Below are 10,373 nucleotides of genomic sequence, written 5' to 3'. Positions count from 1 at the left end.
GGGCGGCACGGAGGAGGTCGTAAAGCCCGCCCGGCATGCCGCTCACTCGCCCTGGGGTGCTTCAGGAGGAGGTGGCGTCATTCCATCGCGGCGGCCGCCGCGCTTCCACTTGCCCATGCGCTTGCCGCGTTCGTCGGCGGTGAGGGTGCCGTCTCCGTTCGCGTCCATCCGCGTGAAGCGGGCCTCGGCCGCGGCGCGGTTCTCGGCCTTGCTGATCAGGCCGTCGCCATTGGTGTCGATGCGCTGAAGCATCCGCTCACCCATGCCGCCGCCGCGGCGTCCGCCGGGCACGAAGTCGGCCATTTCGCCGCCCTTGCGCTCGGCCATGGCAGTGCGAGCGGCCTCGGTGCCGGCCTTGCGCTCATTGGCGTCGAGCTGGCCGTCCTTGTTGGTGTCCATCCGGTCGAAGCGCGCATCGGCGCGGGCGAGCATCTCGGCCTTGGTGACCGGCTTCTTGGGCGCGGCGGGGGGAGTCTCGCTCTGCATCGCGATCGCGACGCCGGCGGCGAGCATCGCGCCGATCGCAGTGGCAGTCAGAAGATTCTTCATCGGGGCAGGCTCCTGTCGGGGCGGCGAGGGGGGTGCCGCGGTGGTGCCTGTCTGAACGCCCGCTGTCGCAGCGCTATGTCAGCGCGTGGGGAAAGTGTCGCAATTTGTATCGGCAAGAGGGCTGGAAGGGATCTCCGCTATCGTTGCCGCCGGTACTCTCGCGAAGTTGACGAGGTTACGCAAAACGCGATTCATTCTGTCAACTTCGCCGCCTTTGTCAGACGGGCGTCAGGCATGACTATTTGTGACGCGGATCGACGAAATCAAAGAGCGGTTCCAGCTGCCGGACGATGCAAGCAAATCAATTCCAACATTGCAAGCGAGGCAGCTCTGGGGCGCGCTGACACTCTTGAGGTTCGTCCTAGCGGTATTTCCTGTGACCGCTGTTTTCGTAGCCTGGATGACCTAACCAGCATGAAATATCCGCAAAGGGGTCGTTTCCTTCGCTGCTCACCCAAAGATGGCCACCCCCTGCATCCCCTCCGCGACCAGCGCGCCATCGGCGTTCGACATCCGCATCGACTGGCTGGAATAGCCGTCGCGCGCGCGGTCGGTCTGGGCTTCGAGCAGCCACCAGCCGTCGCGGGTCGCGGCGCGGGGCTGCAGGATGTTGACGATCCAGGTGAGCGAGGACAGCGGCGTCATCCGCTCGAACAGCTTGAACGCCGCCGGGGGCAGCGCGTCGCCCATCGCCATCATCTCGACCTCCGGGTCCAGCCCCCCGCGCTCGATCAGCCGGCCCCAGCGCAGCCATTGCGTCGGCCCCGCCGCGTCCTTCAGATCGTAGAAATTGAAGTTGCCGGTGAAGAACTCCGCCGGGCCGGTGTAGAGTTGCGCGTCCGGGGGGGGCAGCGCGTGCGCAGCCGGTGCGGTGGCGTCATGGTCGATCGCCGACTGGAGCGCCGCCATGAACACGAAGGTGGTGCGCAGGCCGAGGCCCGCCTCCGACGCGATGTCCGCCTGGATGAACGCGGCGTTGCGCCCGCGGCGCAGCTTGGTCGCAGTGACGGTGACGGGGCCGGCGAGCGGGCCGACGAACGCCACCTGTGCCGAGCGGAGCGGGGGCAGATCCGGCTCGATCTGCTTGGCCGCGGCCAATGCGAGCGCGGTCGACAGCCCGCCATAGGCGGTGCGCCCCTGCAGCCAGTTGGAGGGGATCTCCGTCGTGAAACCCGTATCGCTGCACTGCGCCTGGGCGAGAAGGGCGGGGAGCGAGGTCATGCCGGTACGGTCTCCAGATAGCGGTCGCGCAGCTCGCGCTTGAGCACCTTGCCGATCGCGCTGCGCGGCAGTTCGTCGATCGGGAGCAGCGCCGCAAGCCGCTGGGTCTTGCCCAGGACGGCGTTGACCGACGCCAGTATCTCCGCAGCCGGCGTCTCGTCCGCAGGGACATAGAAGCCGGCAGGGGTCTCGCCCCATTGCTCGGACGGCACGCCGACCACCGCGCAATCGCGCACCGCAGGGTGCTTGGCGAGCTCGGCCTCGAGGTCGCTCGGGTAGATGTTGAACCCGCCCGAGATGATCAGGTCCTTCTTGCGGTCCATCAGCGTGAGGAAGCCGTCCGCGTCGAACCGGCCGACATCGCCGTGGCGGATATAGCGGTTGCCCTCGGCATCGAACCATTCGGCGTCGGCGCTCGCCTGCTTGCGGCCGTGATAGCCGCTCATCATCGCCGGGCTGCGGCCGACCACCTCGCCCATCTCGCCCTGCGGCACCTCGCGCCCCTCGTCGTCGATCAGGCGGATGTCGTGGCCGAGCACCGGCATGCCGACGGTGTGGAGCTTATCCGGGAACATGTTGCACATCAGCACGCAGGTGCCGCCGCCCTCGGTCATCCCGTAATATTCGACCAGCATGCCCGGCCAGCGCGCCAGCACATCGGCCTTGAGCGCAGGCGAGAAGGGCGCGCTGGTGCAGGTCTTGAGCCTGAAGGAGCTGAGGTCGAAGCTGTCGAAATCCTCCACCGCCATGATGCGCTGATACTGCACCGGCACCAGCATCGCATGCGTGCCGCGGTGCTGCTCCGCGGCTTCGAGGAAGGCGCGCGCGTCGAACTTGCCGAGCAGCACCGCAGTGCCGCCCCAGCCCAGCGTCGGGATGAAGCTCACCAGCGTGGTGTTCGAGTAGAGCGGGGTCGCGATCATCGTCACCGCCTCGCCGAACCCGGCCGCGGCATTGTGGGCGATATGCGCCCAGCGCATCGCGTGCGGCTGGACGATCCCCTTGGGCGTGCCGGTGGTGCCCGAGGAATAGATGATGTTGAACGGGTCCTCGGGCCGGATTTCGGCGGGAGCAGGCCTGGCCGCGCCCCCAAGCCAGCCGTCGAGCGCCATCCCCGCGTCGCTGCCGTCGAGCGCGACGCGCTTCGCCGCGACCGGTCGGTCGCCGAGCGTGGCCGCCGCATCGGCGTCGAGGAACACCAGCCCGGTGCCGCTGTCGGCGATCATCGCCGCCATCTGATCGCCGGTCGAGGAGGGCGCGACCGGGGCAGGGGCGCCGCCCGCGCGAATCGCACCGAGGAAGAGCGCGGCATAGTCGAGGCTCATCGCGCCGACGATCGCGACCGCTTGCCCCGGCTGAAGCCCGTCGCGCTGGAGCGCCGCGGCGATCGCGTCCATCCGCGCGTCGAGTTGCGCATAGGTGAGCGCGGCGTCGCCATGGACGATCGCGGGCTTGTCGCCGCGCTCACGCGCATGGGCGGCGATCAGGTCGGGCAGCGTGCCGAAGGGCTGCGCCAGGATTTCCGCTGCGGTCTGCATTCTCTCTCCTCGATTCGGATGAAACGCTAGGCGAAACCGCCATTGGCTGCCATACGCGATCTTCTAAAAATGAAAGGGAGAGGATGCTTTTCTACGATTCGCCCAATCCGGCGCCCAATCCGCGCCGCGTGCGCATCTTCGCCGCGGAAAAGGGGATCGACTTGCCCAGCGAGGAGGTCTCGATCCTCAAGGGCGAGCATCGTGGCGAGGCCTATCGCGCGATCAATCCGCTGGGGCAGACGCCCGCGCTCAGGCTCGACAATGGCGCGGTGCTGACCGAAAGCGTCGCGATCTGCCGCTATCTCGAGGCGCTGCACCCGGAACCCGCACTGTTCGGAAGCGATCCGCTCGACGCCGCGACGATCGAGATGTGGATCCGGCGGATCGAGCTCAGGCTGATGGTGCCGACGGGCATGATCTGGATGCACACCCATCCGTTCACCGCGCGGGTGATGCCGCACCAGTATAAGGACTTCGGCGAGAGCAACCGTCCGGCAGTGGAGCGCGCGCTGCGGATGTGCGACGATGCGCTGGGCGAGACGCCGTTCATTGCCGGGGAGACCTACTCGATGGCGGATATCGTGCTGCTGACCACGATCGATTTCGGGACCTTTATCGGGCTGACGGTTCCGGAGGAGCTGGCGCGGCTCAACGACTGGCATCGCCGGGTGTCCGCGCGGGCGAGTGCCCAGGCATGACCGGCGCCGCGAGCGATGCGATGCAGGGCATGGCCGCGATCGTCACCGGCGGGGGCACCGGGATCGGCGCGGCGGTGGTGCGCAGGCTGGCGGCGCGCGGAGTGCGCTGCGCGATCAACTATGCGTCGAGCCGGGACGCGGCCGAGGCGCTGGCGGCGGAACTGGGCAACGGATCGATCGCCGTGCAGGCCGACATCGCCGACGACGCGCAATGCCGCGCGCTCGCGGCGGCGGCGCTCGAGGCGTTCGGGCGGATCGATCTGCTGGTCAACAATTCGGGCAAGACCAAGTTCGCCAATCACGAGGACCTGGACGCGCTGTCCGCGGACGATTTCCTCGACATCTACCGGCTCAACACCGTCGCGCCGTTCCAGATGATCCGCGCCTGTGCCCCAGCGATGCGCGAAGGGCCGGCGAGCGCAGTGGTCAACATCGCCTCGGTCGCGGGCGTGTTCGGCAACGGGTCGTCGGTCGCCTATGCCGCGTCCAAGGGCGCGCTGGTGACGATGACCAGGAGCCTCGCCCGCGTCCTCGCGCCGGCGATCCGGGTCAATGCGGTCGCGCCGGGCTATGTCGGCACCGGCTGGTTCAGCGAGCGGATGACGCAGGAGGCGTTCGAGGCGTTCGAGAAATTCATCGCCAGCCAGACCCCGATGGGACTGGCCGCGCATGCCGAGGATATCGCGGGGCCGGTGGTCAATCTGCTCGACCCCGCCAGCCGCGTCATTACCGGCGAGACGGTGCTGCTCGACGCGGGCGCGCATCTCGACGTCGGCCTGTCGCGGCGGCCGGGCAGGGGCTGATCCCTCTGATCCTCCCCGCCAGGGGGAGGTGGCGCCGAAGGCGACGGAGGGGGAGGGCGGCTTCGTTCTATCAGCCTCTTGCCGTTGTGCTTCCGCCCCCTCCGTCAGCTGCGCTGACACCTCCCCCTGGCGGGGGAGGATCGTTGCCACCTAGCGCCGCGCCTCGGTCGCCATCCGCACCGCGAGGCCGGCGAGCACGGTGCCCATCAGCCAGCGCTGGGCAAGCGCGAAGCCCGGGCGGCGCTGGAGAAAGCGCGCGATGAAGGCGGCGCAGACGATGATCGCCGAATTGACCGCGACGCTCACCGCGATCTGCGTTGAGCCCAGCACCACTGCCTGACCCAGCAAATTCCCCTTGGCAGGATCGATGAACTGGGGGAGCAGCGAGAGGTAGAGGATGGCGGCCTTGGGGTTGAGCAGGACGGTCAGCAATCCCATCGAGAACAGCCGTCCCGGGCCGTCGCGCGGCATGTCGCGCACCTCGAAGCTCGACCGCCCGCCGGGGCGCACCGCCTGCCACGCCAGCCACAGCAGATAGGCGGCCCCGGCGAGGCGGATCGCGTCATAGGCAAAGGGCACGGCCATGAGCAGCGCGGTGAGGCCCCAGGCGGCACAGAGCATGTAGACGGCGAAGCCCAGCGCGATCCCGCCGAGCGAGATCAGTCCTGCCGCGTGCCCCTGGGAGATCGAGCGCGAGACCAGGTAGATCATGTTGGGGCCGGGCGTCAGCACCATGCCGAGCGCGACGGCGGCGAAGGCGAGGAGATTGTCGAGTTCGGGCATGTCATCCTCCAGCATGAGAGCGATGCCCAGACGCGCGGCGCAACCCGTTCGCGCTTCCCGATGGTGTCCCCATCTTGCAGCGTCAGTCGCGCGGCGGTGGCGGAAACTAGGCGGAGCGAACGCGGCGGGTAAAGCGCAATGCCGCTAGGGCGGGCGCAACCGCAACTTTAGCGGGTCGCGGACGCCTCCGATGCGTTTTTCAGCCTTTGCTCATGTCGCGCTCATGCCGCTCACCTCGGCCGCTGCGAAGACGGGAGGGCAATTCCAGAGGGAGGCAGGCGCATGAGTGAAGCGAGCAGAGCGGCCGGCACGACGATGAGCGGGGCCTATCGCGGCGGCGCGGCCATCGCGGCCCTGACGTCGTTCCTGATCGTGTGGACCACGATCGTTCGCGACGACGGCACCGGCGGGGGCTTCTTCATGCTGATCCTGGCCGCGGCGGTCGGCGGGTACGCAGCCCGGTTCCGGCCGGACGGCATGGCGCGGGCGATGCTGGGCGTGGCGGTGATGCAGGTCCTGCTGACCCTCCTCATCGTGACCGCACCGGTGACCGCACAGGTGCCGGACGGCGTGTTCAAGGCCTGGCTGTTCGGGGGCGTCTTCACGGCGCTGTGGCTGGCGTCGGCGGCGTTGTTCAGCGCCGCTGCTAGGAGGGGGCACGGCAGCCGTACGGCGGACTGGGATGGGACGCGCAGGTTTCCGGATGACACCTAGCGAGCGGCCGCTCTCGATCCCATTACGGTCACGTTATGTGTTAAAGCAGCGCATGAAGATCTGGGTTCGCCGGTTCGCGACGGCTGGCATAATTGCCGCGTTGGTCACTGTCACAGCATGGTTGGTTCTTCTCGAAATTTTGCTGACCCTGTTTGATCCAATGCCGATGCTTCAACTCACGCTCCCTCTAATACTGGCATTGTCGTGGGCCGTTGGTTGGCAGGTCATTGCAGCGCTCAAGCGTTGGGCACCGGCGCGCCAGTAGAAGCAATCGAGCGGCAGCAAACCATCCAATCTCGGTCATTCGCCGAAGATGAGGCTGGTGCCTTTCCAACCCCATCTCCGGCGGGCGTGCGCTACGCCTTCGCCGTGTTCGCCGCCGTCTGGCCGAACAGGATTTTCTTCTGCGCGTCGGTCATCGGCGCGTCGCTGGGGCGAATCTCCTCGCCCTTGGCATAGGCGCGGATCGTGGCGGGGCGGGCCTTCACGGCTTCGAACCAGCGCTGCAGATGCGGGAAATCGGCGATGGTCTGGCCCATTGCCTCGTGCGGCACGATCCACGGATAGATCGCCATGTCGGCGATTGAATAGTCCTCGCCCGCGACGAAGGGCCTGCCCGCGAGCTGGCGGTCGAGCACGCCGTAGAGGCGGTTGGTCTCGTCGATATAGCGCTTCTGGGCGTAGGGGATCTTCTCGGGCGCGTAGCGGTTGAAATGGCCGTTCTGGCCGGACATCGGGCCTAGCCCGCCCATCTGCCACATCAGCCATTCCATCTGCGCGATCTTGTCGCGCTGCGCCGGGCCGAAGAACTTGCCGGTCTTGTTGGCGAGATAGACGAGGATCGCGCCGCTCTCGAACACGCTGATCGGCTCGCCGCCGTCGGCCGGATCGGTGTCGATGATCGCCGGCATGCGGTTGTTGGGGGCGATCTTGAGGAAATCGGGCTTGAACTGGTCGCCCTGGCCGATGTTGACCGGATGGATGGTGTAGGGAAGCCCGGCTTCCTCCAGGAACAGCGTGATCTTGTGGCCGTTCGGGGTGGGCCAGTAATAGAGGTCGATCATCGGCGCGTCTCCTGGAGGTTGAGCGCGACAGATGGGGTGGCGCGGTCGTTACGCAACCGGCTCCGGCGGCGAAACGGGACGGCGCAGCAGGAAGATCGCGACGATCGCCACCGCGATCAGCGCCAGCGCCGATGCGAGCGCGAACGCTGCGCCTGGAAAGCCATGCTCGGCGCCATAGGCCAATGTCTGCGTCAGGCTGAGCGGCCCGAAGATCGCGGCGATGCTGGCGATGCTCGCCATCCCACCCTGCAGCGCGCCCTGGTTCGAGGCGTCGACCATGCGGCTCAGCATCGCATTGAGCGAGGGATAGGCGAGCATCTGCAGCGCGCCCACCGTGAGCAGCGCATAGACCTGCCAGCCCTGATCGGCGAACGCATACCCGGCATAGACCAGTGCGCCGACGATCAGCCCGATCATCAAGGTGCGGGTCTCGCCCAGCGCGGCGATCGCCCGGCCTGTGACGAAGATCTGGGTCAGCGCCATCGCAGTGCCCGATGCGGCGAGCGACCAGCCGATCGCCTGGGTGTCCCAGCCATGCGCCAGCTCGGCATAAAAGGCCCAGGTCGCGGGATAGACCTGATGCGCGAGCTGCCAGATGAACATCACGATCAGCAGCGGCGCGGCGCCCTTGAGCCCGAACAGCGGCGCGAAGGTGCCGAGCGGGTTGGCGCGCTTCCACTCGAACGGGCGGCGATTCCCGGGCGCGAGCGTCTCGGGCAGCCAGATCGATATCCAGGCGGCGTTGATCGCGGCGAGCGCGGCGGCGGCGATGAACGGCGCGCGCGGCCCGAGATCGGCGAGCAGCCCGCCGAGCGCCGGGCCGATGATGAAGCCGATGCCGAACGCCGCGCCCATCAGGCCGAATGTCGCGCCGCGTTTTTCGGGCGGGGTCACGTCGGCGAGGATCGCATTGGCCGGGCCATAGACCGCGCCGGCGATGCCCGCGATCAGCCGCCCGGCGAACAGCCAGGCGATGGTCGGCGCGAACGCCATCAGCGCATAGTCCGCGGCGAAGATGAGCATCGCGGCGAGGATCACCGGCCGCCTCCCGAAGCGGTCGCCGAGATTGCCGAGGATCGGCCCGGCGAAGAAATGGGCGAGGGCGAAGACGATCGCCAGCCAGCCGCCGATGCGGGTGGCCTCGGGCAGGCTCTGTGCGGTCAGTTCGACGATCAGGGTTGGAAGTACGGGAAGGACAATTCCAAAGCCGATCGCGTCGATCAGGACCGCGGCGAGCGCGATTGGGACAGCTCGGTGGGAAAAGTGCATACGGCCCCTGCGGCGAAAGCCAACTTCGTCCACTACTTGTTCCACTTGTGGTGGTTGCGCAAGCCCCGGCTTGACGTAGGGTAATCCATACCGCATCTTCGAATGAGTCGGCCGCGACAGACGGTCAGGAGGATGCGAATGGCAACGACGGTCGATGGAGCCGGGGCGCAGCCGCGCGCCGCGACGGTGAGGGCGGAGGCGCCGCCGCCGATCGGGCTCGGCACGCGGGTGAGCTATGGCGCGGGGGCGATCGCCAACGGCGTCAAGAACGCCGCCTTCACCAGCTACCTGCTGTTCTTCTACAGCCAGATCGTCGGCGTCTCCGCCTCGGTCGTCGCGGCGGCGGTGGCGCTGACGCTCGTCGTCGATGCGGTCGCGGACCCGCTGATCGGGCGCTGGTCCGACATGACGCGCAGCCGCTGGGGGCGGCGCCATCCCTTCATCTACGGCGCGGCGATCCCGACCGGCGTATTCTTCCTGCTCGCCTGGTTCCCGCCCCGGGGCATGAGCAATCTCGAGGCGGGCTTGTGGATCTTCGCCACCGCCTCGCTCACGCGCGTCGCGATCAGCGCGTTCGAGATCAACACATCGGCGATGACGCCCGAGATGACCGACGACTATCGCGAGCGCACGCGGCTGTTCGGCCTGCGCTGGTGGTTCGGCTATGCCGGCGCCTTCGGCTTCACCACCCTGTGCCTGCTCACCTTCTTCGCCGCGACGCCCGACTATCCGCGCGGCCAGCTCAACCCCGCGGGCTATCCGGGCTTCGCGATCGCGGGCGCGCTGACCATCGTCGCGGCGATCCTGATCTGCGGCATCGGCACGCACAACCGCATTCCGTACCTTCGCCAGGCCGACGCGCGGCCCGCGCGCACGCCGCTGGCGGTGCACCTCAAGGAGATGGGCCAGGCACTGCGCAATCGCGCCTTCCTGTCGATCTTCGGCTTCGGCGTGCTCAAATATTCGGCGATCGGCCTCTACAGCTCGACCACGCTGTTCTTCAGCACCTATCTCTACCATCTCAACGCCGCGCAGCTCGCGATCATCACGATCGACAGCCTGGTCGCGGCGACGCTCGCCGCCCCGCTCGCGCCGATCATGTCGAGCTGGCTGGGCAAGCGGGCGAGCTCGATGATCTTCGCGGTGGTGGGGGTGGCGATCGGCCTGTCGCCGCTGTTCCTCGCCTATAACGGCATGTTCTTCGCGCCCGGCCACCCGTTGCTGGTGCCGACGCTGTTCGCGATCGGCGCGATCTATGGCGCGATGGTCGCGATCTCGCTGATCAACACCTCGTCCATGCTCGCCGACGTGGTCGAGGACAGCGCGGTCAGGATCGGGCGGCACGACGCCGGCACCTTCTTCGCCGCGTCGAGCTTCATGCAGCAATGCTCGACCGCGATCGGCATCTTCCTGGCCGGCAAGCTGCTGGCATGGAGTGATTTTCCGGAGAAGCCGCTGCCTGGCCAGGTGAGCGACGAGGCGATCCGCAGCCTCGTCATCCACTATATCCCGATGTCGATCGGCCTGTGGACGCTCGGCGCGCTGTTCCTGCTCTTCTACCCGATCACCAAGGCCCGGCACGAGGCGAACGTCGCCGCATTGAAGGCACGCGAGGCCGAGGCGCAGGCGCGCGAACAGGACAATGCGGCGCTCGGCGGGCCGGGGCGATAGCCCGGCCTGCTGAATCCGGATTGACGCGAAGCGCGCCATACCGCAAATTCAAATACGACGATC

Annotated in this window: 11 protein-coding genes and 1 riboswitch; of the genes, 5 read left to right on the top strand and 6 right to left on the bottom strand. The window is 67.7% G+C overall.

The window, feature by feature from the left end:
- Positions 1–42: 42 nt before the first annotated feature.
- The 3 genes from VGD28_RS18380 to VGD28_RS18370 all read right to left on the bottom strand — a co-directional run bounded on the left by VGD28_RS18380 (position 43) and on the right by VGD28_RS18370 (position 3,308).
- Positions 43–549: a hypothetical protein gene (locus VGD28_RS18380; protein ID WP_331029810.1), complete on the bottom strand. Its 507-nt coding sequence runs from the start codon at positions 547–549 to the stop codon at positions 43–45.
- A gap of 450 nt (positions 550–999) precedes the next feature.
- A complete protein-coding gene (locus VGD28_RS18375) occupies positions 1,000–1,770 on the bottom strand; it encodes a thioesterase family protein (RefSeq protein ID WP_331029809.1) in 771 nt (256 codons plus the stop codon).
- On the bottom strand, positions 1,767–3,308 hold the full coding sequence (locus VGD28_RS18370; RefSeq protein ID WP_331029808.1) for a class I adenylate-forming enzyme family protein: 1,542 nt from the start codon (positions 3,306–3,308) through the stop codon (positions 1,767–1,769). Before VGD28_RS18370 ends, VGD28_RS18375 begins: the two co-directional genes overlap by 4 nt.
- Before the next feature lie 83 nt (positions 3,309–3,391).
- Between VGD28_RS18370 and VGD28_RS18365 the strand changes: the two genes are divergently transcribed.
- Together VGD28_RS18365 and VGD28_RS18360 are read left to right on the top strand one after the other, a co-directional pair.
- On the top strand, positions 3,392–4,006 hold the full coding sequence (locus VGD28_RS18365; RefSeq protein ID WP_331029807.1) for a glutathione S-transferase family protein: 615 nt from the start codon (positions 3,392–3,394) through the stop codon (positions 4,004–4,006).
- Complete coding sequence (locus VGD28_RS18360) at positions 4,003–4,809, top strand: SDR family oxidoreductase (RefSeq protein WP_331029806.1); 807 nt, start codon at positions 4,003–4,005, stop codon at positions 4,807–4,809. Before VGD28_RS18365 ends, VGD28_RS18360 begins: the two co-directional genes overlap by 4 nt.
- A gap of 150 nt (positions 4,810–4,959) precedes the next feature.
- Here the strand turns inward: VGD28_RS18360 and VGD28_RS18355 are convergent, their stop codons facing one another.
- Positions 4,960–5,592 (bottom strand): LysE family translocator, encoded by a 633-nt coding sequence (locus VGD28_RS18355; protein WP_331029805.1) that lies wholly within the window; start codon positions 5,590–5,592, stop codon positions 4,960–4,962.
- A 17-nt stretch (positions 5,593–5,609) separates the two neighbouring features.
- Positions 5,610–5,692, bottom strand: a riboswitch (ZMP/ZTP riboswitch).
- Between the two features lie 182 nt (positions 5,693–5,874).
- Between VGD28_RS18355 and VGD28_RS18350 the strand changes: the two genes are divergently transcribed.
- Both VGD28_RS18350 and VGD28_RS18345 read left to right on the top strand, forming a co-directional pair.
- Positions 5,875–6,306: a hypothetical protein gene (locus VGD28_RS18350; protein ID WP_331029804.1), complete on the top strand. Its 432-nt coding sequence runs from the start codon at positions 5,875–5,877 to the stop codon at positions 6,304–6,306.
- A 52-nt stretch (positions 6,307–6,358) separates the two neighbouring features.
- On the top strand, positions 6,359–6,571 hold the full coding sequence (locus tag VGD28_RS18345; protein ID WP_331029803.1) for a hypothetical protein: 213 nt from the start codon (positions 6,359–6,361) through the stop codon (positions 6,569–6,571).
- A gap of 91 nt (positions 6,572–6,662) precedes the next feature.
- On the opposite strand, the gene VGD28_RS18340 is transcribed toward VGD28_RS18345, so the two are convergent.
- Positions 6,663–7,370 (bottom strand): glutathione binding-like protein, encoded by a 708-nt coding sequence (locus VGD28_RS18340; protein ID WP_331029802.1) that lies wholly within the window; start codon positions 7,368–7,370, stop codon positions 6,663–6,665.
- A 48-nt stretch (positions 7,371–7,418) separates the two neighbouring features.
- Entirely contained in the window at positions 7,419–8,639 is a 1,221-nt protein-coding gene (locus tag VGD28_RS18335) for an MFS transporter (RefSeq protein WP_331029801.1), read from the bottom strand.
- Between the two features lie 138 nt (positions 8,640–8,777).
- On the opposite strand from VGD28_RS18335, the gene VGD28_RS18330 reads away from it, so the two are divergent.
- Positions 8,778–10,310 carry an MFS transporter gene (locus VGD28_RS18330; protein ID WP_331029800.1) on the top strand — a complete coding sequence of 511 codons (1,533 nt, stop codon included), beginning with the start codon at positions 8,778–8,780 and terminating at the stop codon, positions 10,308–10,310.
- The last annotated feature ends 63 nt before the right edge of the window (positions 10,311–10,373 follow it).

The sequence above is a fragment of the Sphingomonas sp. genome (assembly GCF_036402235.1).
In the GTDB taxonomy this organism is placed as follows: domain Bacteria; phylum Pseudomonadota; class Alphaproteobacteria; order Sphingomonadales; family Sphingomonadaceae; genus Sphingomonas.
Note: the sequence above shows the minus strand (reverse complement) of the source record. Positions and strands in the feature narration are given on the sequence as shown.

Bases quoted from the DNA above. Each gene is read 5' to 3' on its own strand.
- VGD28_RS18345 (WP_331029803.1), top strand. From the start codon at position 6,359: ATGAAGATCTGGGTTCGCCGGTTCGCGACGGCTGGCATAATTGCCGCG.
- VGD28_RS18355 (WP_331029805.1), bottom strand. From the start codon at position 5,592: ATGCCCGAACTCGACAATCTCCTCGCCTTCGCCGCCGTCGCGCTCGGC.
- VGD28_RS18360 (WP_331029806.1), top strand. From the start codon at position 4,003: ATGACCGGCGCCGCGAGCGATGCGATGCAGGGCATGGCCGCGATCGTC.
- VGD28_RS18380 (WP_331029810.1), bottom strand. From the start codon at position 549: ATGAAGAATCTTCTGACTGCCACTGCGATCGGCGCGATGCTCGCCGCC.
- VGD28_RS18340 (WP_331029802.1), bottom strand. From the start codon at position 7,370: ATGATCGACCTCTATTACTGGCCCACCCCGAACGGCCACAAGATCACG.
- VGD28_RS18375 (WP_331029809.1), bottom strand. From the start codon at position 1,770: ATGACCTCGCTCCCCGCCCTTCTCGCCCAGGCGCAGTGCAGCGATACG.
- VGD28_RS18335 (WP_331029801.1), bottom strand. From the start codon at position 8,639: ATGCACTTTTCCCACCGAGCTGTCCCAATCGCGCTCGCCGCGGTCCTG.
- VGD28_RS18365 (WP_331029807.1), top strand. From the start codon at position 3,392: ATGCTTTTCTACGATTCGCCCAATCCGGCGCCCAATCCGCGCCGCGTG.
- VGD28_RS18350 (WP_331029804.1), top strand. From the start codon at position 5,875: ATGAGTGAAGCGAGCAGAGCGGCCGGCACGACGATGAGCGGGGCCTAT.
- VGD28_RS18330 (WP_331029800.1), top strand. From the start codon at position 8,778: ATGGCAACGACGGTCGATGGAGCCGGGGCGCAGCCGCGCGCCGCGACG.
- VGD28_RS18370 (WP_331029808.1), bottom strand. From the start codon at position 3,308: ATGCAGACCGCAGCGGAAATCCTGGCGCAGCCCTTCGGCACGCTGCCC.